Source organism: Teredinibacter haidensis, from assembly GCF_014211975.1.
GTDB classification, from domain to species: Bacteria; Pseudomonadota; Gammaproteobacteria; order Pseudomonadales; family Cellvibrionaceae; genus Teredinibacter; species Teredinibacter haidensis.
On sequence record NZ_CP060084.1, the window covers coordinates 1865503 to 1887911 of the forward strand.

The 22409-nt window shown below is 46.1% G+C and carries 26 protein-coding genes and 1 tRNA gene; 14 read left to right on the forward strand and 13 right to left on the reverse strand.

Annotated elements, in window-relative coordinates; all coding sequences use genetic code 11:
- Window positions 1–149: 149 nt before the first annotated feature.
- The 7 genes from H5715_RS07255 to H5715_RS07280 all read right to left on the reverse strand — a co-directional run bounded on the left by H5715_RS07255 (window position 150) and on the right by H5715_RS07280 (window position 3441).
- A complete protein-coding gene (locus tag H5715_RS07255) occupies window positions 150–1259 on the reverse strand; it encodes a helix-turn-helix domain-containing protein (protein ID WP_075185338.1) in 1110 nt (369 codons plus the stop codon).
- Window positions 1246–1848, reverse strand: a complete 603-nt coding sequence (locus H5715_RS07260; protein WP_075185337.1) for a hypothetical protein — start codon at window positions 1846–1848, stop codon at window positions 1246–1248. The genes H5715_RS07255 and H5715_RS07260 overlap by 14 nt, the downstream gene beginning before the upstream one ends.
- A 99-nt stretch (window positions 1849–1947) precedes the next feature.
- Complete coding sequence (locus H5715_RS07265) at window positions 1948–2148, reverse strand: hypothetical protein (RefSeq protein ID WP_075185336.1); 201 nt, start codon at window positions 2146–2148, stop codon at window positions 1948–1950.
- Window positions 2141–2641 carry a hypothetical protein gene (locus H5715_RS07270; RefSeq protein WP_075185335.1) on the reverse strand — a complete coding sequence of 167 codons (501 nt, stop codon included), beginning with the start codon at window positions 2639–2641 and terminating at the stop codon, window positions 2141–2143. The genes H5715_RS07265 and H5715_RS07270 overlap by 8 nt, the downstream gene beginning before the upstream one ends.
- 4 nt (window positions 2642–2645) lie before the next feature.
- The gene (locus tag H5715_RS19980) at window positions 2646–2813 is read right to left on the reverse strand and encodes a hypothetical protein (RefSeq protein WP_221892357.1); all 168 of its coding nucleotides are present in this window, start codon (window positions 2811–2813) and stop codon (window positions 2646–2648) included.
- Window positions 2814–2865: 52 nt separating this feature from the next.
- Entirely contained in the window at window positions 2866–3207 is a 342-nt protein-coding gene (locus H5715_RS19985; RefSeq protein ID WP_075185334.1) for an LPD7 domain-containing protein, read from the reverse strand.
- A 36-nt stretch (window positions 3208–3243) separates the two neighbouring features.
- Window positions 3244–3441, reverse strand: a complete 198-nt coding sequence (locus tag H5715_RS07280; protein WP_139309764.1) for a hypothetical protein — start codon at window positions 3439–3441, stop codon at window positions 3244–3246.
- Window positions 3442–3667: 226 nt separating this feature from the next.
- Here H5715_RS07280 and H5715_RS07285 point away from each other — a divergent pair, with 226 nt between their 5' ends.
- Genes H5715_RS07285 through H5715_RS07295 form a run of 3 tightly spaced genes read left to right on the forward strand, consistent with a single transcriptional unit; the run spans window position 3668 to window position 5626 of the window.
- Window positions 3668–3919, forward strand: coding sequence for a hypothetical protein (locus H5715_RS07285; protein WP_075185332.1), 252 nt, complete (start codon window positions 3668–3670; stop codon window positions 3917–3919).
- 49 nt (window positions 3920–3968) lie between these two features.
- Window positions 3969–4859, forward strand: coding sequence for a hypothetical protein (locus H5715_RS07290; RefSeq protein ID WP_075185331.1), 891 nt, complete (start codon window positions 3969–3971; stop codon window positions 4857–4859).
- A gap of 32 nt (window positions 4860–4891) precedes the next feature.
- A complete protein-coding gene (locus tag H5715_RS07295) occupies window positions 4892–5626 on the forward strand; it encodes a hypothetical protein (RefSeq protein WP_139309763.1) in 735 nt (244 codons plus the stop codon).
- 270 nt (window positions 5627–5896) lie between these two features.
- Here the strand turns inward: H5715_RS07295 and H5715_RS07300 are convergent.
- Window positions 5897–5972 (reverse strand) — tRNA-Ala (locus tag H5715_RS07300).
- Between the two features lie 755 nt (window positions 5973–6727).
- Between H5715_RS07300 and H5715_RS07305 the strand changes: the two genes are divergently transcribed.
- On the forward strand, window positions 6728–7093 hold the full coding sequence (locus H5715_RS07305) for a hypothetical protein (RefSeq protein WP_075185329.1): 366 nt from the start codon (window positions 6728–6730) through the stop codon (window positions 7091–7093).
- A gap of 131 nt (window positions 7094–7224) precedes the next feature.
- Here the strand turns inward: H5715_RS07305 and gltX are convergent, their stop codons facing one another.
- On the reverse strand, window positions 7225–8727 hold the full coding sequence (gltX, locus tag H5715_RS07310; RefSeq protein WP_075185328.1) for a glutamate--tRNA ligase: 1503 nt from the start codon (window positions 8725–8727) through the stop codon (window positions 7225–7227).
- A gap of 494 nt (window positions 8728–9221) precedes the next feature.
- Between gltX and H5715_RS07315 the strand changes: the two genes are divergently transcribed.
- Window positions 9222–9800, forward strand: a complete 579-nt coding sequence (locus H5715_RS07315; RefSeq protein ID WP_075185326.1) for a nitroreductase family protein — start codon at window positions 9222–9224, stop codon at window positions 9798–9800.
- A gap of 460 nt (window positions 9801–10260) precedes the next feature.
- Here the strand turns inward: H5715_RS07315 and H5715_RS07320 are convergent, their stop codons facing one another.
- The gene (locus H5715_RS07320; protein WP_246434727.1) at window positions 10261–10965 is read right to left on the reverse strand and encodes a VIT1/CCC1 transporter family protein; all 705 of its coding nucleotides are present in this window, start codon (window positions 10963–10965) and stop codon (window positions 10261–10263) included.
- A gap of 96 nt (window positions 10966–11061) precedes the next feature.
- Window positions 11062–11529: a Dps family protein gene (locus tag H5715_RS07325; protein ID WP_075185325.1), complete on the reverse strand. Its 468-nt coding sequence runs from the start codon at window positions 11527–11529 to the stop codon at window positions 11062–11064.
- Window positions 11530–11705: 176 nt separating this feature from the next.
- On the opposite strand from H5715_RS07325, the gene dusA reads away from it, so the two are divergent.
- From dusA to H5715_RS07355, 6 genes are all read left to right on the forward strand, one after another.
- The gene (gene dusA, locus H5715_RS07330; RefSeq protein WP_075185324.1) at window positions 11706–12698 is read left to right on the forward strand and encodes a tRNA dihydrouridine(20/20a) synthase DusA; all 993 of its coding nucleotides are present in this window, start codon (window positions 11706–11708) and stop codon (window positions 12696–12698) included.
- A 102-nt stretch (window positions 12699–12800) separates the two neighbouring features.
- A complete protein-coding gene (gene tal, locus H5715_RS07335; protein ID WP_075185323.1) occupies window positions 12801–13733 on the forward strand; it encodes a transaldolase in 933 nt (310 codons plus the stop codon).
- A 25-nt stretch (window positions 13734–13758) separates the two neighbouring features.
- Window positions 13759–14202 (forward strand): tellurite resistance TerB family protein, encoded by a 444-nt coding sequence (locus tag H5715_RS07340; protein WP_075185322.1) that lies wholly within the window; start codon window positions 13759–13761, stop codon window positions 14200–14202.
- A gap of 78 nt (window positions 14203–14280) precedes the next feature.
- The gene (locus H5715_RS07345) at window positions 14281–15966 is read left to right on the forward strand and encodes a flagellar assembly protein A (protein WP_075185321.1); all 1686 of its coding nucleotides are present in this window, start codon (window positions 14281–14283) and stop codon (window positions 15964–15966) included.
- Window positions 15967–15975: 9 nt separating this feature from the next.
- Window positions 15976–16401, forward strand: a complete 426-nt coding sequence (locus tag H5715_RS07350; RefSeq protein ID WP_075185320.1) for a CBS domain-containing protein — start codon at window positions 15976–15978, stop codon at window positions 16399–16401.
- A 74-nt stretch (window positions 16402–16475) separates the two neighbouring features.
- The gene (locus H5715_RS07355; RefSeq protein ID WP_075185319.1) at window positions 16476–17450 is read left to right on the forward strand and encodes an HDOD domain-containing protein; all 975 of its coding nucleotides are present in this window, start codon (window positions 16476–16478) and stop codon (window positions 17448–17450) included.
- Here H5715_RS07355 and H5715_RS07360 read toward each other — a convergent pair.
- Both H5715_RS07360 and H5715_RS07365 read right to left on the reverse strand, forming a co-directional pair.
- On the reverse strand, window positions 17436–18167 hold the full coding sequence (locus H5715_RS07360; protein WP_075185318.1) for a glycerophosphodiester phosphodiesterase family protein: 732 nt from the start codon (window positions 18165–18167) through the stop codon (window positions 17436–17438). The two genes, H5715_RS07355 and H5715_RS07360, sit on opposite strands and share 15 nt — an antisense overlap.
- Window positions 18155–19135: an aldo/keto reductase gene (locus tag H5715_RS07365; protein WP_075185317.1), complete on the reverse strand. Its 981-nt coding sequence runs from the start codon at window positions 19133–19135 to the stop codon at window positions 18155–18157. The genes H5715_RS07360 and H5715_RS07365 overlap by 13 nt, the downstream gene beginning before the upstream one ends.
- Before the next feature lie 113 nt (window positions 19136–19248).
- Here H5715_RS07365 and H5715_RS07370 point away from each other — a divergent pair, with 113 nt between their 5' ends.
- From H5715_RS07370 to H5715_RS07380, 3 genes are all read left to right on the forward strand, one after another.
- On the forward strand, window positions 19249–20139 hold the full coding sequence (locus H5715_RS07370; RefSeq protein ID WP_246434729.1) for a type 2 periplasmic-binding domain-containing protein: 891 nt from the start codon (window positions 19249–19251) through the stop codon (window positions 20137–20139).
- A gap of 52 nt (window positions 20140–20191) precedes the next feature.
- The gene (locus H5715_RS07375) at window positions 20192–21505 is read left to right on the forward strand and encodes a GGDEF domain-containing protein (protein ID WP_075185316.1); all 1314 of its coding nucleotides are present in this window, start codon (window positions 20192–20194) and stop codon (window positions 21503–21505) included.
- A 102-nt stretch (window positions 21506–21607) separates the two neighbouring features.
- On the forward strand, window positions 21608–22405 hold the full coding sequence (locus tag H5715_RS07380) for a polysaccharide deacetylase family protein (RefSeq protein ID WP_075185315.1): 798 nt from the start codon (window positions 21608–21610) through the stop codon (window positions 22403–22405).
- Window positions 22406–22409 lie beyond the last annotated feature (4 nt).

Below are 22409 nucleotides of genomic sequence, written 5' to 3' on the forward strand. Positions count from 1 at the left end.
GTAATTTAATCTAAAGATAGCAGTCAAATTCTTTATCGCTAACGAGTTTGTTACTATTTTCATGGTGCTAAATACAAAATTCAACGAATGGTTATATTGAGCGTAGTAAGTGAATGCCACTATTTAAGAAAATAATGGCAACCTGATAGCTATACGACTTCGAGTAGGGCTGGAGGGAGTGTAAGTGAATACCGGCTCTGTATAGAGTCTCGTGTCAATCCACTTGATTTAATAAGTTTATTTGCCGAGTGCATATCAAGCATATCTATAGCACGCTGAACCAATGTAGTCACTTCGGCGGTAAGTCTACTATCGCTTGGTTCGCTTCTTGCCTGCCCACTTCTGGACAGATAAGTGAAGCCAGATTTTGCTTTTTCAGGGGTAATGAGACCGAGTTTTTGAGCTCGATAGATAATTGCCTTAAGGCTAACTCCCCACCTAGCTTTAAATTCGATGAGAGAATCCCAATTAAAATTCCTACCTCGCATTCTAGGGAATTCTGCACTAAAGCTAGTTCGGGGCATGAGGAATGCACTTGCGAAATCATTAGCTTGTGATTCAGTTTTTCTACATCCAGTTTCAACTCCTTGATGCATAATTAGATGCCCAATTTCGTGAGCAATATCGAAACGTAAACGCCCAGGGCTCTGTTTAGTGATATTTCTCACCACAATTGGGCGATCGTTAAATATAGAGAATGCGTCGATTCGATCATCTGCCTCAGATAGGTTTAACACAACACATCCAATTGATTCACTAAATTTAATTACATTTGAAATTGGGCCGAGACCTAAACCTTGCTCTCGCCGAAAAGATTCAGCAAGTTTCTCAATTGCAGAGACTGTTGAAATATCTGTATTTCCGATGTCACCTATCTTAATTTTGGGTAGGTCTATTTCATCTAGAAGCGGCGTTAAAAAACAATGTTCAAAAATCTCTACTTGCGCCATCACCATTTTTTTAATTGTTTGGGTTGATGACCTCAGGCTCCTAAAGTGGCATTGGTCTGTTTCAATTGCCCTAATACGGTGTCCCAAAAAAAAGCTTTCAGAGACCTGTAAAAGTTTAGATAGGGCTTTCAATTGTTCATCAGATGGAGTGCTATCGTTTTCAAGGCGATGTGCATACTGTCGTGTGACGCTTAATAGCTCTCCGATTTCAGCCAACGAAATACCAGCAGCTTGCCTAGCCAACCTTAGCTTTTCGGGGTTGTAGGATCTCTGATCTACCTGGGTTGAAAAAAAACTACTTTGCTTCATTTTTAGTCTTATTGTTATTGAGCTTTCTCTGGAGAGTTGGTTCATCTATTTCAACAGGAGCTGGACCGGCTGATATCATTGGAATTACTGCAGCTTCTTGGTGTTCCCATTTACAAACTTCATTTTGGTTCAAGTCATAACCTACCAAGGTAGCTTTTGGCGAGATCAGACCTTCGAGTTCTTCAAAACCAACGAACAAGCGCCAGGTTACAAAACCGGCTTCCCCTGGCTCCTCCAGCAGCATGCTAATTTGGGTGTTTTCTACAGAGTTTGTACTTAATCGATGAGTTTTTTTGGGGCTGTAAGCATCATCAACCATAAATTGAATGTGAGTCGAACCTATCTTTGCAGTAAAGTCCATAGTGCTGTTTGCAAGTGAAAGCCACGAGTATTCTTTATTTATCGAGATTCGTTTAATCATCCCCTGTAACCGACCATATACTAAACATCCCTTTGTCCACGCTGTGTCATCGGGAGTGCTACTGTCTTCTATACTGTCCTGAACAGTATCTAATACGTGTTCACACAGGGTATGTAATCGCTCATCGGTTAAATCTTTAGAAATACTAATCGGGTGGCTTTCAAGCATGGTCAACTCCAGCTGTAATTGTGCAAATTTATATATCTGTCAACCATTCTATGCAATACTCCAATAATGTCAACCTAAAATTGCATTTACGTGATTTTGTCAATTGCGGTTTTCGACATCAAACAATGACTCAAGATCATCCTTTGCGCCGTTTAGAGTGCGGTTTTCGACAACATTGCAGTTTTCGACACTTTCCGCATCTATCGGCGTGCGGTTTTCGGCACTTTCTAGGTCGGCCTTCCATTCTTGAACCCGTTTCGCGTCCATACCCTTTAAGCGATCTCTTAGTGATTTAGTCATCGGTGAGTTCCTCCTCATCAAGGTAGTGTTTGTATATCAGCAGGTACTGCTCGTCGGTAATAATCCCTTGGCTTCGTGCTCCATCGACAAAGGCTTGGAGCTTATCCAGGGATAGCGTACGAGATGTGGCAGAAGCCAATGCAGCGGTGGCTAACACTTGTTCCGGTACAAAGCTGCTCTCTGGCTCTTTCCCAACGTCTAGGCTTTCAAGGATGTTCAGCGCATAGGGGATTTCGCCAACACCATCTGCCACTACGTGTACACCATAGTTTTCAGTTCCATCGGCCGTTTTGAATCGAACCTCAGATAGCCTTAGTGAGTCTACAATTTGTGTGAATAAGGGCTCCGAATGCAGATGCTCTCGGTATAGCGTCACCTTTAATTCACACCCAAGGCGGTTTTGAAGGGCCTGTACCTTTTTCATCACCTCTTCACGCCGTTCTTCTGACGTGATTTTGGTTAGGTCGACTGCGCCAAATGATTTACTGGTCATAGACTTATCCTCCACTAAATTTTAGGGCCGCTTGCGGGCCATTGTCTTGCCCTGAAGGGGCAGATTTTGATTTTCCGAAATGATTACCGCCCTCAAATTTTGCTTTGTCTTCTTGTTTGAAGGTTTCATTATTTTTTCCCAAAGCTTTTGCTGTTTGTTGATCTGTCGCCAAGCCCGCTTTAGGTAGCTGGTCTGCCAGTTTTTTGAGGTCGTCCTCTGTGGGTTTATAGCCTTTTACTTCTATCCCCCATCATCTGTCCTTGGGTCCAAATTCGGCGTCGATATTCATCATCCCCAAATGCACGAATTTCTTTCCATTCACCAGATGCTACTTTGGCTTGAGCTAGTTCAAGCTCAGCGGCCAAAGCCCATTCACTCATCGTTTTAGAGTAAATCGCGTTGCCTTTGTCTCTGAACGCCTCCTCTCCCTTTTTATGTCCTGCGCCCCACCGGTAAACGCCTTCGATATCAGGTTTGAACATGTCAATCACACGACCTTTGTTGGGGTCGATTTTTACGGGTTTCCAATAATCATCTAGCTCTAGCTGAATCGGCTTTTTAGCCAACTCTTGTTTAGCTTTTTCAGGATACTAACCGGACAGTCATAACAGCCCAAGAGTCAGCGGTACCCAGTGAGAGGCCATCGCTATGTTCTGCAGACTGAACTGCATGGCAGCGACTTCGCCTATGTGTAGGTCTTGAGCGTCGAGAAACTCTTCCATATCTATATGGAACGATAGGAACTCATCTTCATCACTAAAAATTTTGTAAATCATCAAGCTTAGCAAGACAGTAATCATAAGCAGGCCAAACAATAGAACCCAGTGTATTGATTGTTATTCCCATAATGCGTTTCTTGTTATCATACTTAATGCATGCTCTTCGATGACCCAGACACACTCATTCGATATTAATGAGAACTGTTAGTGTGACGCAGCTCACACAATTGATTCGAAGTACAGGGCTAATTGATAATAAAATACGAGATTCACTTTGATTTAGTTATACATAGAAGGAACTTGAGTCATGGGTATTAAAGAAAACATAAAATCAGAGGATACAATCGATACAGCCGTACGGTATGAAAACCCTAAGGCTGGACACTGGTTCTCCAAATCGCAAGGACGTAAGCTCTATATAGAACCCACCGCACTAGCGTATTTAGCCAATCTAAACGGTTACGATCAACATCAGGTCTGCAAAGGGATCGAGGAGCTGGCAAGCGTCCCCGCACCACAGGATGGGGTAATCAATACTCTACGACCGACCTTTTTTTAAAGGGAAGTTCGCCTCTGCTACGGTATTTAACTTTTTAATTAAATATGAAGTGACGTCTTCGGTAATTATCGTTTCTGGCATTCAGCTAAACCGTATCATATTAGGCCCAAAAGATATTGCTAAGAATGAACGTTCAGCTTTATACAGAATAAAAAAATCTGGCTCAGGTATTTTTAGCTCTAGCTCAACATTAGAGCAAGTAGATAAACTTAAAGACGACTGGAAAGTTAGCGCCGCAAATGCTGTTACAGCAGTTCGAACGTCACACGCTGCAGTCAATGGCATGCTCAATGATTTACAGAAAGCATCGTGGCTAATGGGTGTACATGCTAGCCATGCATATGCTGACGATAATTTCGGAGAATACACATTATTTCACAACCCTTCGGAGTCTGCGTTACCAGATTTTTATGAATGCGTTAGTGATAACTTGGGCATTACAACAAGTAACGCCAAACAACTCGCGTCGATTTTGTTGGATATCCAGAAAAAGGGTCAACCTGTAAAATGGGTGGTTCACAGCCAGGGTGGAATTATATTTAAGCAGGCATTGTCATACCACCTAAAGCGATTTCCCGGCCAACCATTAAACAAAAATACAGTGGTATTCCATTCTGGAGGCAATAATAAAAAAATGACTGACAGACTGCTAATTAAAACTGGCATTCAGAAGGCATCTGCCGATAACGACAACCCTTTTGATTTAGTACCCAATATTGCAGGGGCAAATCACCTAGGATTAAGCGCACTGAAACGCAGTATTCAGTTTTCAAGAAAAGTGGCTGGTAAAGATGTATCAAATCCCACAGAAAGCCCACACACCTTACCCTTTATGGGTTTGTCGTCATACCACCGATTTCTTACCTTGGCAGGAGACAATAAATCTGCTGAGCGTGTGCAAAAGTACATGAATAAATTGGCGAGATCTTCTTCCAGGTGAAAATAAATAATGCACTATTTACGGTTATTATTATGGGAATACTAGCAAACTTGCTGGGCTGTAAAACCACGCCCACACGGGGACCAGACTTTCTGGATACCAGAATAAAAGTAATACACCTTAATACCGGTCTGTCTATCCACTACGAAATGCCTGGCAATATGACATCTATGTTTAATTACGGGGAGCGCTATACTTTGGAATCCAGTAGCACGCTGCAGGTGGATATTTCCGATGCATCGAAATATGAACAAGATTACTGGCGAAATGCCTATTATATTGATGGTGCGACCTGGGATTATGAATCCAAAAAAAATAAAGGTATTGCCGGGCAATTAGGCTCTTTGAATGTGCGAATATCAGTGAATCGTCATGAGGAGCACAATGGCTCATTACCTGAGCATATTGAAGCGGCCTACGAGAAGTTTCTGAATGGTCCCAATGGACTAAACACAGAAATGCGGCAAGGTGTTGAGGGTGAAGCCCCTTTATCCGATGAAGAACTGGGTGATTTAATTGTTCGTACGCCTACGATTAAAGATACGCGTGAATACAATGGTGTGACATTGCTCACTTGGAGTATAGCGAACGAACACCCGGGAAGATATTTTCATTATTTTGTGTATCCGATAGATGCGCAGCATTTTTTGTCTCTACGCTTTTATCATGTAATTACCGCAAAAAATAACCATGAAGTGAATGAAGTGCACTCAAGGGCCGAGCAAGATATCGAACAATTTATGCAGCGGGTAACTATTTCGAAATAATGTGCAAAACCGGGGCTAAGAACCATGCCCACTAAACTGAACCAAATAAAAAACCCCCGCTCTTTCGAGTAGGCACTAAAGGTTCGAGTACGGAGTAAGCTGGAACGCGGGATCTAGAGCCGCTCCTGCGCATCCTCGGCAATTACGCGTCCTGCATTGCCCTACTACACCACATCCCTGTGGCTATGTGCAGAACCGGGGCTAAGAACCATGCCCTCTAAACTGAACCAAATAAAAAACCCCCGCTCTTTCGAGCGAGGGTTTTTTATTTGGTGGAGCCTAGCGGGATCGAACCGCTGACCTCAACACTGCCAGTGTTGCGCTCTCCCAGCTGAGCTAAGGCCCCATATTTGGTACTTGCTGAAACGAGGCGGGATTTTAGCGATCCGGTTCCCCCAAGTCAACCACGCCCGGGTGATTTTAGCGTTTATTTGCTGTTGGGTGGCTCTACTTCAGCATGTAGTTCATTCACTTTGCTGCGGTAACGGCTGTATAACTGGGGTATTTGTCATCAAAACGGGTGTATAGCTGGTCCAGGCGCTGTCCCGCCTGCGGGCAAGAATGTGGCACGCAACGTTCTGTTTACTACGGCTTAGCTTTGGTGTCATCTCAGCCCAAGGTGTCTACAACGACCACAAAACGTGATACAACCGTTAATTAACCGAATGGGCTAGCTACCTTTACTCAGACAGGGTGTTTTGTTGAGGCCATATGGCATATTAGAATGACGTACACGTCACGGCGAGAGAATTACAGGCACATAGGCAGCAATCAATCCCTATATGACTACTACAGCGTGTTTCCACCTATTGTTAAAATAACTTGACCTTCCCTAAATGAAATCAATCTTAATAAACTGTTTTTTACTCGCCTGTTTTAGCTTTTGTGTAAGCTGTGATAATTCGATTACCGAGAACAACATGGCAAATATTGATTACGAATTACAAAAATATTGTAACTTTAACGAAGCCGAAAACAACTCCACCACAGAATTTTCTGTGCAGTCCAAAATTATCGGAGCCGCTTTTTAGTCCATTTAGAGGCGTACTTATTAACGCGCCGCTAATAACTGAGTGGCCCGCAAACGAAGATCCACGCGATATGCTTGTTACCCCCAACGGCAATAGCGAAGGGCCGTTTAAACTTATGATTGCAGGTTATTTTATTTTGGATATTAACTCTGGTGAAAGTGCAATAGATCTTGCCGAACGTATTGTAGTCGTAGCGGTCAATCAAAAAACGGCTAAAGCGTATACTGGAAAAATGCACAATATTGGCTTTAGAAAATCACCTTTTAGCAATACGCCTCCATCTTCAGGCAATTCCTTTGAGACCATTTCATCTAACTTTAATATTGATTTATTTCAAAATTTAAACATCCCTACTCAAGCCGCTATTTATAGTGTTTATGCTACGCTAGACGACCAAAAATCAAACGCTGTACAAATAGAAGTAGATATCAAATAACCCACTATTTTCTATAAGCCGTGAACCAAAGGCGTTTTATTTTTAATTTCTAGCATAGCCAGTAAACTCTATCCTTAATTTTGCACGGTATTTTTCAATCGCTACAACCCAATTCCGTTTATCCCTTGGTGCTATTCCTCAGTTTTTTCTTGGGTTAGTTGCTCGTACTCTTTTTCATAGCGCTTAAGTACTTTTTTGCCTGCACCCCCCAAAACGTCAATAGCTTCGCGCAGTCTAGCTCGAGAGAGGTCTGGACCGAGTAGGACCATGGCATCCATTACTGAGAAGCTAGCAACAGAACCAGAAATGGCGACGAAGACGGGGGCGAGGAAATCTTTGAGTTTTATGCCCATGGCATCGGCCAGGCCTTTAAACTCGGCAAATATGGCATCGCGCTCCCAGGTACGTAAAACATCCATATTCCATAGGGCAAATTGCAGGATTTTCTTTTGGTCTTCTAAGGGCAGTTTGTTGGCGCTAAAGCTTGCTTCATCCAAGGGTAGCTTGCCGGAGGTTAGGAAAGCCACGGTGGGAATGAAGTCGCTGAGTATTTCCATACGTTGTTTTACGTGGGGAATCACTTTTAGCAGGCTGTCTTCGTTGAGCAACCACTCGGCAAGTTTCTGGGCGAGTTGCTGGTCGGTATGCTCTTCACGTATCCACATGCCGTTCAGCCAGCGTAGCTTTTCAACATCGAAAATTGGCCCCCCCAAGGATACGCGAGCGATATCAAAGTGGTTGAGCATTTCCTGCAAGCTGAATTTTTCGCTTTCGTCCGGCATGGACCAGCCCATTCGGCCCAGATAGTTCACGACAGCTTCCGGCAGAAAGCCCATGCGCTTGTAGTAGAGGATACTGGTGGGGTTTTTACGCTTGCTGAGCTTGGTTTTATCTGGGTTGCGCAGCAAGGGCAGATGGCAAAAGACCGGTGGTTGCCAGCCGAAATATTTGTACAACAGCAGGTGTTTCGGCGCGGAGTTAATCCACTCTTCACCGCGAATCACATGGGTAATGTCCATAAGATGGTCGTCTACCACGTTAGCCAGGTGGTAGGTGGGCATGCCGTCGGATTTCATCAGTATTTGTGCATCGACTAAGGTCCAGTCCAATGCCATTGTGCCGCGCAGCAGGTCTTCCACTTCACAGCTACCCTCTTCTTCTGGCACGACCATTCGTACAACGTAAGGCATGCCTTCGGCTTCGCGTTTGGCTTGCTCGTCATCAGTCAATCGAAGGTCTGAGGCTTTTAAGGCCGTATGTATTCCCGCTTCTTTTCGCTCTTTACGCAGCGCATCCAGCTCTTCTGTGGTGCGATAACATTTAAAGGCGTAACCATCGTCCAGCAATTGCTGGACATGTTTTACGTAGATATCTCTACGCTCGCTCTGACGGTAGGGGCCGTGGTCGCCGCCGACATCCGGACCTTCGTCCCACTCCAAGCCCAACCAGCGCAACGAGTCTAAAATAGCTTGTTCAGATTCCGGCGTAGAACGGCTTTGGTCGGTATCTTCAATACGCAGAATAAACTGGCCGCCGTGCTTACGAGCGAAGCAGAGGTTGAACAGGGCGATGTAGGCGGTGCCTACATGGGGGTCGCCAGTGGGCGACGGGGCAATGCGGGTTCTTACGGACATTGTTACTCTCTATCTATGCCGGTTTTAATGTGGGGGGCGATTATACCCCTCGGGTTTTAAAAACGGTAATTGATTGCAATACCTGTATTGAAGGTGCGCATAAAAAATGGTTGGATTTAAGCTAGAGACACGGCAAACACCAGTCTTTTTAAAAACATTCTAGTCAAACCATAGAAGCAGCGGCCCGCACTCCCTGATATCGCTAATACTTAGGCATTAATCCCCCACCTTTCAACAGCCGTCTGAAAAAACCCCAATGGCCCTGCGAAAAACGGATCACCGTCTATAGCAACGGAGCCCAACCGTAGTAAAGCCAACAAAGGTGCTGAGTGGGTGCAATTATTATTTAGCCCCGGCGCCATAAATATCTCCCTATAGTCTGCCACGGTTTTTTTTGTTAGTGTGTCGCCGTTCCTGCAAAGGTCTATATCAATGCCCGCCAGGTAAGTGCGGTGCCATGGTAGGACTCCGGCTCTCAACATAGAAGTAAGATTATGCAACCGTCCATCTCTGATTTTTTACTGGAGCGCCGTTCCGTTAGCGCAAAGGATATGTGTGAACCTGGGCCTAATGAAGAGCAGCTGGATATAATCCTACGCGCTGCTCACCGAGTGCCCGACCACGGTAAAATTGGCCCTTGGCGATTTGTGATTTTTCAGGGAGACGCTCGCGAAGCGTTTGGTGACCAACTTGCCAGAAAATTCGCGAAAAAGCAGGAAGACGCATCTAAAAAGCAGATTGAATTTGAACGTGAACGCTTTATGCGAGCCCCTTTGATCATTGCGGTGGTGAGCTCACCCGTTAATCATCCCAACGTACCCGAGTGGGAGCAGGTACTCTCTGCTGGAGCGGCCTGCCAAAATGTAGTACTGGCGGCCCACGCTTTGGGCTTTGGTGCCCAATGGTTAACCGAGTGGTACGCCTACGATAAAAGAATTGCCAAGAAATTATCCTTAACATCGGAAGAAAAAATCGCCGGTTTTATCTACATTGGCAGCTACGAAAACAAGCCTTCGGAGCGTACTCGCCCCGATTTAAACGAACGAATCAGGTGCTACCGTAAGGGTTCATAAAAAGTTCACCATAAATTCATATGGTTTTCTGGAGCTTAACGCCCTACCCTTTTAGCCCTTCGGCTCTATCTCCCTATTTGCTCTATTCGTTTATTTCCCAAGCTATCCATACAGACATATATCTACAGGGCATAACACTACCTAACCTATAGAAGCCTTCGCCCGCTCCAATAGTCAACCGCTTGTAATCACTTTAAAGTGAGGCGCAACTGGTTGGCCCTCCAGTATTTTTTCTAGCGACAATCGTGACGATGCAGGCTCTGGAAAGGCCTCATGCTACCTAACGTAGAGTAACAAGTGTCGAACGCATAAAAAAAGCGGAATCCAAATCGGATTCCGCTACATTAAGATAAGAGAGTTTTGGGAGCTTTTGGTGTTAGCCATTAGCTTACAAAGAGTTGGAGAGACACGAATCCGATAAGTTCCAAACTTTTTATCTATTTTTCTTTCTTTTGGCCAATTACACCAAAAATGCCAACTCAAACCACTCTCCAACCAAGGCGGTCACCAGCATTGCCAGAGCCCCCCAAAACGCAACACGAACAACACTTGGCAGCATTCTGGCCCCGCCGATACGCGCCGACACCATTCCAAGAGCCACTAAAAACACGAGCGACAATACGGCAACGCCGACTACGGCCATAGAGCGGGGTACGGCCATCACGGATAGCAGTGGCATCAACGCCCCCAGAGTAAAAGCACCGCACGAGGATAGCGCCGCCTGGATCGGACGAGCGCTAGTTCGCTCTATAATGCCCAGCTCATCGCGCGCGTGAGCGTCCAGTGCGTCGTGCTCCATTAGCTTTGCAGCAACCTGCTCGGCCAGGGCCTTATCCAGGCCTCGCTGCTGATAGATTTGGGCAAGCTCTTTGTGCTCATATTCAAAACTTCGCTCCAGGTGCTTTTTCTCTATTTCAAGATCGGCCTGCTCGCTGTCGGCTTGCGAACTCACTGAGACAAACTCCCCAGCGGCCATCGACATAGCACCGGCTACCAGCCCGGCAGAGCCAGCCAGGAGAATATCTGCATGTCCTGCTCCCGCAGAGGCGACACCAATAATCAAACTGGCGGTTGAGACAATACCGTCGTTTGCGCCCAGCACCGCCGCGCGCAGCCAGCCCACACGGTGGGAGAAATGTTCATTTTTGAAGTCAGATATATTCAAGTTCGCTTTCCACACAATCGTTATCTACAAGTTTACCGCAACCATAAAAAAAGGGCCGACAATGTCGACCCTTTTTGATGCAGATAAATTCCGGGTTTAGAGCATTGCCCGCAACATCCAGGCGGTTTTCTCATGTATACGCATGCGGTCGGAAACCAGCGATGCGGTGGACTCATCAGCGGCTTCTTGAGCAACAACCAACACTGTACGACAAGTTTTAACAACCTGCTCATGGGCACCGGTCAAAATTTCAACCATTTGCGAGGCCTCGGGTACTTCGTCGACTTCTTTAATAGAGCTTAAAGCCGCGAACGCTTTGTAAGTACCGGGGGCAATAACATCCAAGGTTCGAATTCGTTCTGCAACATCATCTACAGCCACTGCCAACTCGGTGTAATGCTCTTCAAACATTAAATGCAACTCACGAAACTGGGGGCCGGTAACATTCCAGTGGAAATTGTGAGTTAACAAGTAAAGTGTATAGGAATCGGCAAGCAGCTTTTTCAAGCCCTCGGCAATTGCAGTACGATTTTCGGGCGTAATGCCAATATCAATCTGACGCATATTAAAAACCTCCAAAAACAGAATGTGAAAACTAAGGGACCCATTACCTGTAGAGTAATCGCTTTAGTAGCTCAGTTGTCGCTATACTATCGTAAATCCGCAATAGATTATAATTATCAATATCTAGAAACTTGATAAATACAAGTTATAGAGATTGTCGCTAACCTGCCACCTTTATGAATAACAGTACCAATATACTCCCACCTTACCGCTTTAGCATTGCCCCGATGATGGATTGGAGTGACCGGCATTGCCGGTATTTCTGGCGTTTGCTTACCAGGGAAGCGCTACTCTACACAGAGATGGTAACTACCGGCGCCCTGCTTAAGGGCGATTTCGAGCGCTTCTTACAGTACAACCAAGAGGAGCATCCGCTCGCCATTCAGCTTGGGGGAAGCGACCCGAGGAGTCTGGCAAAATGTGCGGGCATGGCGGAAGACTGGGGCTACGACGAAGTCAATTTAAACTGCGGCTGCCCCAGTGACCGAGTGCAGGAAGGAAAAATCGGCGCTATTTTAATGGCTGAACCAGAATTGGTGGCCGAATGCGTAAGTGAAATGCGAAACGCCTGCAGTATCCCGATCACCGTCAAACACCGAATCGGTATCGATGATCAGGATGATTATCCGGCAATGGCGGATTTTGTTCGCACGGTAGCGGCAGCTGGCTGCTCAACCTTTATCGTACACGCGCGTAAGGCCTGGCTTAAGGGGCTCAGCCCAAAGCAAAACCGCGAAGTACCACCACTGAATTACGACTTTGTCGCGCAACTGAAACGGGAGTTTCCTACACTTACGGTTATTGTTAACGGCGGTATCAACACGATTGAGCAATCTCAAGCGCTGCTGGAAGACGTGGACGGCGTGATGATTGGTCGTGAAGCATACAACAATCCCTGGTTTCTGGCCCAGGTAGACGAAAAGCTGTTCAACCGACCATCACTCGCGCCTAGCCGTGATCATGTGATTACGCAATATGCAGAATATTGCCAGCGGGAAATTGAGAAAGGCAACAGGCTACACCATATGTCCCGCCATATTCTGGGGCTGTACCTGGGCGAATACGGTGCCAGAATATTCCGCAGGCATATTACCGAGTGCGCAAACAGGCCTGATGCCACCGCCCAGGTGCTGCTGAAAGCTGTAAACTTAATGAAAAGGCACGACTAATTGTCTTTTTTACTATAACTATCTTATCTTCCGGTTGTTTCCTGCCGGAACAGGCACGATAATGTGCGCCTTTGAAAAAAACCAAGGTTTACGGGGAGTAACATGACCAACAAACTCGAGCAATTGAAACAGTATTCTGACGTTGTGGCCGATACTGGCGACATCGAGGCCATCAAGCGCTACCAGCCTCTGGATGCAACCACCAACCCTTCTCTGCTGTACAAAGCAGCACAGATGAAGCAGTACGCTCCTCTAGTGCGTGACGCTCTGTCCTCTACAGATTCCATCGAAGCCGCCTGCGACAAGCTCGGCGTGGCCATTGGTTGTGAAATTCTGAAGATTGTCCCCGGCCGTGTTTCTACCGAGGTAGACGCCCGCCTGTCTTACGATACCTCTGCCAGTATCGAAAAAGCCAAGCAACTTATTGGTCTATACGAAAACGCCGGTATCGGCAAAGAACGCGTATTGATCAAACTGGCTTCTACCTGGGAAGGGATTCGCGCTGCCGAAGTTCTGCAGAAAGAAGGTATTAACTGTAACCTAACTCTGCTGTTTAGCTTTAGCCAAGCCGCTGCCTGTGCCGACGCTGGCGCCTACCTGATATCCCCATTTGTTGGTCGTATTCTCGACTGGTACAAAGCCAATACCGACAAGAAAGAATACAGCCCGTTTGAAGACCCCGGTGTGGTTTCTGTTACCCAGATTTATAACTACTACAAGCAACACGACTACAACACAGTAGTGATGGGTGCGAGCTTCCGCAATACTGGCGAACTCGAAGCCCTAGCCGGCTGTGACCGTCTAACGATCAGCCCAGACCTGTTAGGTGCACTGGAAGCAGACACCGGCAAGCTGGAACGCGCTCTTAGCCCAGAAAAGTCTGGCGATGCCATCGCCAAGCTACTGGAAACCGAAGCTCAGTTCCGTTTCTCCAATAACCAAGATGCTATGGCGACAGAAAAGCTGGCTCAGGGTATTCGCGGTTTCGTTGCCGACCAGATCAACCTGGAAAATTTCCTTAAAGCACAAGCCTAGTAAAACGACAAGAGAGCCCTGCCCTGTGTTAAACGCCATAAAAACCTTTTTCTGCAGTGAACTACAGGGCTCTACAACCAGTACAAACGAGCACCAACAGCAACTTGCTTGTGCTGCTCTCCTTATTGAGGTTGCGATTGTCGACCAAGAATTTGATTCCGACGAATTGCAAACCCTTACCAATATTCTACAAAGCAAATTCAACATCACCCCAGAGGAATGCGAAACCCTCTGCACTCTCGCCCAGTCCGAATGTGAACAAGCCACCTCCATGTACCAATTCACTCAACTGGTAAACGAAAGCTGCTCTGCAGAAGAAAAGTTTGAGTTGATTAAGGGCATGTGGACAATTGCATACGCCGACGGCAATTTAGACAAGTACGAGGAATATGTTGTTCGAAAAGTTTCCGAACTTATCTATGTCAGCCACAGCGACTTTATCCGAGCGAAATTACAAGCCCGCCCCTGAGCCAAATCAAATACCAAGCGTATTTTGGCGCCTCCAGTGTGCTATAACTATGTAAAACCCTTAATGAGATTCTACTGAGTGGAAAGCAACAACAATAACGCTACGCCCACCACATCACCTCGCTACAGACTGGAATACGACGAAAAAACCAGCCGAGTGATGGGCATTGTTGAGCCCGCCAAAACCGCCGCCGCCGAAAACAACGACGAGCGTCCAACGCCCCAGCCCGCCATCACACAACAATCGATTAACGAGCACCTAAAAAGCGAAGGTTTTGCCGATCATTTTTACCCCCCAAACAGTGTTCAGCTATTTTTAAAGAAAGTTCAGCGCTTCGAAAATGGCCGCTACGTTTTAGCAGAAAGGCGCGATGCGAAAATCAGTATTTCTATCTCACACGACAAAACAACCGCTCGTGTACAAACCGACAGAGCCTGGGGTGGACAAAAACTAAACCCGGAGTGGATAGAAGAGGAAGTTGAGAAAGCCAGGTTAGACGGTACAACTCTCGATAAAGAAAAGCTTGACCAACTACGCGCGTCAAAGGAACCCGTAGATCTCATTATTGCCAACGCCATACTGCCCAAACATGGCACTAATGCCAAAATGGAATCCCTGCTGGAAAGTAAAACCATTGCCGAAAAGGACACCGATAGCTCTAAGGTAATAGATCAACTGGATGTTTACGATTTTACCGTTGTACAGCCTGGCGACAAACTGATGCGCAGGGTTCCAGCAACAAGCGGTGAAGATGGCCTGGATGTTAAAGGGAGCATCATTCGCGCAAACGCCGGAATAGACGTTCAATTCAACAAACCCTTCGAGGGTGTTGAACTCGCGGAAGATGACGAGAACCTGCTGATTGCCGCCATCAAGGGACACCCTGTCTACAGCAATTCCGGCGTAAAAGTTGATGCTTTGATGGTCTTAGAGGATGTTGATATTCATAGTGGCCATATCGATTACGACGGTTCGCTAATGATTAAACACAATGTTGAACCGGGCCTGCATATTAAGGTTTCTGGCGATATTTTTATAAAGGGCTCCGTCACCAAGGCTACCATCGTTGCCGGTGGTAGCATAACAGTTAGCGGCGGCGTAAATGCCGACGACATCGACGATGAACACAGCTGCCACCTCGAAGCCGGAGGTGATGTCAACGCAAAGTTTTTCCACCACACCAGCGTAGTCTGCAAAGGAGATTTAAACGCTGCCGAATATGTTATGCAGTGCAAAGTCCTCGCCGACGGCTATATTAATGCTGGACAGGAACGTGGCCGAGGCTGTCTTATTGGTGGCCATTGCACCTCCCACTCCGGTATTAACGCTAAAGTACTGGGCAGTGAAGCCTATGTCACAACGACTCTTTTCCTGGGCGAAGACAATGAGCTACAGCGTGAGGTCGCTGCCCTGAATCACAAAATAAAGCGCCGAACCGCTGAAGAAGAACAGCTATTAAACATACTAAAAAAAATCCAAGCCAAGGGAACACCGACTACACTGGGACAAACCATCCTGGATAAAGCAAGGAAAGTTGAAGAGACTGTTCAGCTAATACAGGAAAAAATTAATCTTATGCAAATGCGTCTGGACGAGCTGAAACCACGATTAACCGTTAATGACAACCTAGCGGTAAACGTCTCTAAGCAAGTCTATCCAAATGTGGTGATAAATATTCTCGGGCACGCTTGGTCGTGTGAAGACGCTAAAAGGCATTGCAGTATTAAGCTGGAGGGCGAACGCGTATTCGCTGAAAGCTTATAAGGTGACGTTATGATTGTCGCAGACATAATGAGCAAACAGGTTCACTCGGTTTCACCTGAAGAAACCCTAGAGGAATTACGCAATATTTTTTCTGATGTGGCCTATCGCCACCTGCTGGTAGAAGAAAACGACAGGCTCGTAGGTGTTGTTTCTGATAGGGATGCTCTCGCCCACCTCAGCCCCTTTTTAAGAACCGAAGAAGAGCGGGAAATTGACCGGTCGCTGCTAAAACTGAAAGTACGCGATATTATGTCCGCCGCCCCCATTACAGTGGACGCCGATACCGGTATCGATTGTGCCTCTATTCTCCTGCTTGAAAACCCTATTTCCTGCCTGCCGGTTGTCCGTGAGGATATGAGTATTGAAGGCATTCTCAGCTGGACAGATATCCTGCAATTCCACGTTTACGATATTGATAAGACACTCCATGAATAAGTCATTATTAGTCTTGATAGAGTAGTGGCCTGCTAGACTCATACGAACACACTTAGACCGGAGTATGGCGAGGAATGTCGTTCCTTAAAAATGTATTTACAAAGATAACTGACACAGACACCAAGCAATGGATTGTCGTAGAACCCAAGCAGCTGAGTATTCGAGACTCAGAAAGTATTTACTATTCACACCTTTACCCTAAAACCACCGAAACCGCCTTAACACTGCCACAAAAACTGGTGGTGGATATGGTGAAAACCTCACTGCAGAAAAAAGAAGTGCGTAATAAGGCTGTTCCCCGCTTACCAACGGTGATTCCACGTTTACTGCGCAGCCTGCGTGACCCGGAAAGTTCTGCACGTGATTACGTGGACATTATCGATAAAGATCCGGTTATGAGCGCAACGGTGCTGAAACTCGCCAATAGCGTGTACTTCAACCCCATAGGTGCACGTATTAACGATATTGAACGTGCTGTTGTGAAATTGGGTATTGATGGTTTGCGTTCAGTGCTTTCTGCCGCAGTTATGCAACCCATTGTGCAACGGGAATCGACCTATTTTTCCCGTACTGGGCAAAAAATGTGGCATCACTCGCTCTCCTGCGCTGTTGCCTGTGAGCAAATTGCCGAACATCGTCAGCAGGAAAAATTCAAAGTTTACGTTATGGGTCTGGTACACGATATAGGTAAAATTACGGTTTTCAGCGAACTGTGCAAGCAGTTCAAACTGAATGAAGAAGACGTTAAACCCGGCAACAACGCTTTTTCACCCATTATGAAAGTGCTCGCCCCAGCGGTTAGTTATTGGGTGGCTAAAGATTGGGATTTACCCAAAGACATATGCAAAGCTATTGCCGAGCAATTGAACCTACAGCCTGGGAATAAACTGAGCCCCTACGGCCATATTTTGTACCAAGCCAATATGGTTACAGAATGCCATGCAACTATCCGCCACAAAAATGAAAGTCTGGCCAACTCGGTGTTGAAAGAATTGGATCTACCAGAAAATTTATATGAAAAACTGGATCAGCTATCACGCGAATACTGATGGCTGCCAGGTTTCAATATAACGGACGCCCCGTTTCAGTAGTCTCTCACTCTCTTTTAAACAGCTTACATCGTATACAAACCACTGCCAGGAACCAGGCCAGAACGGCTGATCATTCAGCGGCAATTCGGTGTGATCGATAATAAGGTATTCCGGGGAAAACTGTGCTGCCTCTGCCCTGGAATATTCGGAATAATCACTCAACACCCAGCCCACTGGCAGGGACGACAACTCCCGCACGATGCGAAGTATTTCGATGTCGAAACTGATGATAATGCGGCGACAGCTCAAACACTCGCTCTGATCTAAAGCCGCCTTCGCAAACGCTTCTCTGGAGCTGTAATGCAGAGACTCAGCCTTCAGCTCCAGAAAGACCTGTACCTCACTATCCTGCAAACCCAGACTGAGCTGTTGAAGCGTCGGCAATAAGCAGTGTGAGAATTTTTCTCCAAAACGTTCCGGCTCCTGCACGCGAACACCCGCCAGTTCCGCGGCGGTGCGCTCGGCAATCAACAGGCTATGGGAAGACGTACGCGCTGTACTGGCATCGTGCACAACCATGCAGGTATGATCGAGGCTCAACTGCACATCTACCTCGACAGCATCGACACCCATGGCAATGGCCGAGAGCACACCTTCCAGCGTATTTTCAGGGAAATCAGAAGGGTTGCCGCGATGACCGACAACCCTGTAGGGACGAGACTTTAGATGGGGCAACGGATAAAACTTTCAACTTTATCCAAATACAGTTGATACAGCTTTTCATGTAGCACTGTAGGAAGTGGAGCCAACTCGCTCACAGAAACGTTTTTTGCTACCTGCTCTGGAGAGCTTGCACCCGGAATAATCGTTGTAACTGCGGGCTGATCCAGAATCCAGCGCATAGCAAACTGAGCCATGCTATAACCTTCCGGCTTGAGCGCATTCAACTCGTCAACCAGTTCTAAACCACGGCTAAATTCGATACCTGAAAAGGTTTCGCCCACGCTGAACGCTTGACCGTCTTTGTTGTAGTTTCGATGGTCTGACTCGTCAAAAGTGGTTGCAGAGGAATACTTACCACTCAGTAGTCCGCTCGCCAGCGGAAGACGAACAATAATACCGACATTGCGTTCACTGGCCTTATCAAACAGGTCTTTCAGGGGACGCTGACGCAGCATATTAAAAATAATCTGTAGCGAGGCTAAATCGTTCTGTTCGATGCAGATTAACGCCTCATCCACACGTTCAACACTGGCGCCAAAGCTGGCTATATGGCCTTCCTGTTGAACCTCGCGCAACCAATCAAAGATCTCGCCATGCTGCATTACCTCGGTAGGAATACAGTGCAATTGCAGCAGATCGATACAGTCTCTATTCAAGCGATCCTGGGCGCGCTTCACCGAGTCGCGTAAATCCGTGAGTGAATAACCATCGGGGTAGCTGCCTGGACCGCGTCCATATTTGGTAGCAATCTTAATATCCGAGCCGGCATCCGCCAATGCGGCCCCTAAATAGCTCTCGCTTTTACCTGCACCATACACATCCGCCGTATCAAAGAAGTTAACGCCCTGCTCCAATGCAGCTTGAATAATGTTGTTAGCGCTCTCATCACTTAAAGGGCCGAAATCACCGCCCAGTTGCCAGCAACCCAGTCCTACTTCACTTACGCTCAACTGAGAGCTTCCTAGAGTACGATTTTTCATAATACCTTACCTTTTAGTGCCACGATTTTTCAAAGGCGTTATTGAACACTATTACTCGTCAAAAGTACGCCATTTCCGGGTAAAAAAACGCAGTTTCACCTATAGTTAATTAAATGTCGCCAAAATACGCACAGGATACTATGAGCAAACACCTTTCTCGCACGGTAAAAACCTTTTTCCTTGCTAGTATCGCATTCACTGCGATATCTGGAACAGCCGCCACGCTGAGAGTGAACCAGACAGATCATCCTCTGGACGCATACGCCGTCGGAGCTCTTAAGGTCGCCCTGAGGAATATTCCAGGCGATTACAATTTGGCGATTACCACTCAGGATATTACTCAGACCCGTGCTATTGAAAATTTAAGAAACGGTGATATGGATGTCATGTGGCTGGCCTCTAACAGTGAGGTTGAGAGCCAGCTGATTCCCATACTTTTCCCAATGCTTAAAGGACTTTTGGGCCACAGAGTGTTTATTATCAACCCCGATGAACAGCAAAAATTTTCCAGCGTATCCAGCTTCGAAGATTTCGGCAGCTTAACATTTGGCCAGGGCCAGGGTTGGCCCGATGTGGAAATACTAAAAAGTAACGGACTAAATGTTGTTACCACAAGTAAATATGACAATCTTTTTTACATGGTAGAAGGTGGTCGTTTCGATGCGTTTCCCCGCGGTGTTCTTGAACCCTGGGTGGAAATTTCAGCTCATCCGGAGCTGGAGCTGGCCGTTGAAAAGCACCTCGTACTCATTTACAAACTGCCCTTTTATTTTTTTGTCAGCCCCGAAAACCAAGCGCTAGCGAAAACCCTGAAACAGGGACTGGACAACGCACTGAAAAACGGTGATTTCGACGAGTACTTTTACAACACCGAACTAGTCAAAGATGCCCTGAGCCGATCTCAACTGAAAAACCGGCTCGCATTCACACTCCAAAACCCATTTCTAGGGAAGAACACCCCATTAAATGTGAAGGAGTACTGGCTAAATTTAGACGAACTATAGAATAATCAAATACAGTCCCTACTGTACTAAACAACAAAGCTAATTTTCGAAAATGCAGAGAAATAAACCGATTACATCCCATTTTTTGCTCGCCCTTTCAAGCACTGAGATCCTGCTCGGTATACTGGCCTCTATTTCAATTGCTGTAATATTTTTACCTAAAGACTGGGTATCCCATACCCTGGAGTTTAACCCTCTAGAATATTCATCCACTATCTCTGACGATACATACTCAGGTGGTGACAGCAAGGCATTTTGGATTAACGAGAAGAAAAAACGCTGGCAGTGCAATATTGGCGAAAAATACTCTACACCCTATTGCGGAATGCGAATTAATACACGGAAGGATAGCAAGAAGGGTATTGACCTTAGAGCCTTTCAAAAAATGACTATCTGGGTTTCCTACAAAGGCAACGAGGAATATGTACGCCTTTATTTACGCAACCGACACCCCAACTATTATATTGATGGCAATGACACCACCACCAAATACAATATGGTAGAAGTACCCGTAAAAGAACTTGAAACTGGCTTAACCCTGAACTTAAGTGATTTTAATGTCGCTGACTGGTGGCTTAGACAAAAAAGGATTCCTCTGCAACATGCTCACCCAGAATTTAATGACGTAATATATATTGAATTACAAACAGGCTCACAGGTGCAAAGCGGTAGCCACCAATTAGAGTTGAAACGAATTCGCTGGAAAGGCTCGTATATCAGTGATGAAAACCTATACCGCGGAATGGTTCTAACCTGGTCAGCGATTATTTTTGTCCTACTGCTCTACCGCATGCTCAATTTAAAAAATGAATTATCGAAAACAAAGCGATATCAGAATGAACTATTATCGATTAACAAATTACTAAACCTGCAGAACAAGCAATTTGAAGACCTAGCGAAAACAGACCAGCTAACGGGACTATTGAATCGGTTGGGTATTCGAGATTCACTTTACAATGGCCTAAGGCAATGGAATGAAGAAAAAATAGCATTTTCTTTTGTTCTTGTTGATATCGATCACTTCAAACGGATCAACGATACCTACGGGCATGATGTAGGCGATGAAGTGCTAAAAAGCACCGCACAGCTTTTCTCAAAAAATATTCGCAGAACCGACTACCTAGCCCGCTGGGGTGGCGAAGAATTTATTCTGTTATGCCCCAACACCCCCCTGAAGGATGCTCGAATTGTTGCTGAACTATTGCGACAAAAGCTAGAGCAGGCAGAACTCCATCCCAATGTTAAAGTAACCGCTAGCTTTGGCGTATCGACACTTATCACACCGAGCCTAGATCAATTGTTTAAAGCCGCTGATACGGCCCTGTACAAAGCAAAAAACCAGGGCAGAAACTGTGTAGAGGCCTGAGTATAAAAATACTCGAAACCGCCACATACATTGCCCCAAAGGCATACCAAACCTGTGTTACAGTATAAAAAATCAGCCCCAAACAAACGTTAAGAAGCCCCAATGAAAAAGATTATATTTACGCTCACTGCCCTATTGTTTATTACCGCCTGCACCACCAATTCCAATTCAGAAACTCCGCTCACACAGCATCATAAACGGGCCCAGGTAACACTCACTTACGACGATGCATTAAATATCCACCTAGATAAAGTTGCCCCGGCACTAGAAGCAAGAAATTTCCGCGGAACGTTCTATATTACAGCCTCCTCCGACCCTTTCCACAAGCGTATAAATGACTGGCGTGAACTCGCCACAAAGGGTCACGAACTTGGCAATCACACGCTATACCATCCCTGCGAAGGTAATCGACCCGGGCGCGAGTGGGTTAGTACCGAGCGTGATCTTGGCACATGGTCTGTAGAGCGTTTCATAAGCAATGTAAAGATGACAAATACGGTACTGGAAGCTGTGGATAGCAAAAGTGCGCGCACTTTTGCCTATACTTGTGGCGACACCAAAGCCAGCAACCAATCATTTATTCAACAACTCAAACCCAATGTTATCGCTGCGCGTGCCGTAGGAGGCGAATCTCAACCCTTAGGCGAAGTTGATTTAATGAATATTCATTCGCATATGGTCTATAACGATTCTGCAGAGAAAATGATTGCACTGGTGGATGATGCTATCGAGCGTGGAACATGGCTGGTATTTTTATTTCACGGTGTTGGCGGTGAGCATGATTTGAACGTTTCCGAAGACGCCCATACAGCCTTGCTCGACCACCTGCAAAAGCACCGCGATAAAGTATGGGTTGCACCAACAATTGAAATTGTGAAAACAATAAGCGCTAAAGAATAGAATT

Excerpts from the sequence above, each read along its gene's own strand:
- H5715_RS07260 (WP_075185337.1), bottom strand. The coding sequence starts at position 1,848 with ATGCTTGAAAGCCACCCGATTAGTATTTCTAAAGATTTAACCGATGAG.
- H5715_RS07315 (WP_075185326.1), top strand. The coding sequence starts at position 9,222 with ATGCAACCGTCCATCTCTGATTTTTTACTGGAGCGCCGTTCCGTTAGC.
- H5715_RS07265 (WP_075185336.1), bottom strand. The coding sequence starts at position 2,148 with ATGACTAAATCACTAAGAGATCGCTTAAAGGGTATGGACGCGAAACGG.
- H5715_RS07365 (WP_075185317.1), bottom strand. The coding sequence starts at position 19,135 with ATGAAAAATCGTACTCTAGGAAGCTCTCAGTTGAGCGTAAGTGAAGTA.
- tal (WP_075185323.1), top strand. The coding sequence starts at position 12,801 with ATGACCAACAAACTCGAGCAATTGAAACAGTATTCTGACGTTGTGGCC.
- H5715_RS07350 (WP_075185320.1), top strand. The coding sequence starts at position 15,976 with ATGATTGTCGCAGACATAATGAGCAAACAGGTTCACTCGGTTTCACCT.
- H5715_RS07295 (WP_139309763.1), top strand. The coding sequence starts at position 4,892 with ATGGGAATACTAGCAAACTTGCTGGGCTGTAAAACCACGCCCACACGG.
- H5715_RS07380 (WP_075185315.1), top strand. The coding sequence starts at position 21,608 with ATGAAAAAGATTATATTTACGCTCACTGCCCTATTGTTTATTACCGCC.
- H5715_RS07375 (WP_075185316.1), top strand. The coding sequence starts at position 20,192 with ATGCAGAGAAATAAACCGATTACATCCCATTTTTTGCTCGCCCTTTCA.
- H5715_RS07305 (WP_075185329.1), top strand. The coding sequence starts at position 6,728 with ATGCTTGTTACCCCCAACGGCAATAGCGAAGGGCCGTTTAAACTTATG.
- H5715_RS07280 (WP_139309764.1), bottom strand. The coding sequence starts at position 3,441 with ATGATTACTGTCTTGCTAAGCTTGATGATTTACAAAATTTTTAGTGAT.
- H5715_RS07255 (WP_075185338.1), bottom strand. The coding sequence starts at position 1,259 with ATGAAGCAAAGTAGTTTTTTTTCAACCCAGGTAGATCAGAGATCCTAC.
- H5715_RS07270 (WP_075185335.1), bottom strand. The coding sequence starts at position 2,641 with ATGACCAGTAAATCATTTGGCGCAGTCGACCTAACCAAAATCACGTCA.
- dusA (WP_075185324.1), top strand. The coding sequence starts at position 11,706 with ATGAATAACAGTACCAATATACTCCCACCTTACCGCTTTAGCATTGCC.
- H5715_RS07285 (WP_075185332.1), top strand. The coding sequence starts at position 3,668 with ATGGGTATTAAAGAAAACATAAAATCAGAGGATACAATCGATACAGCC.
- gltX (WP_075185328.1), bottom strand. The coding sequence starts at position 8,727 with ATGTCCGTAAGAACCCGCATTGCCCCGTCGCCCACTGGCGACCCCCAT.
- H5715_RS07355 (WP_075185319.1), top strand. The coding sequence starts at position 16,476 with ATGTCGTTCCTTAAAAATGTATTTACAAAGATAACTGACACAGACACC.
- H5715_RS07325 (WP_075185325.1), bottom strand. The coding sequence starts at position 11,529 with ATGCGTCAGATTGATATTGGCATTACGCCCGAAAATCGTACTGCAATT.
- H5715_RS07370 (WP_246434729.1), top strand. The coding sequence starts at position 19,249 with ATGTCGCCAAAATACGCACAGGATACTATGAGCAAACACCTTTCTCGC.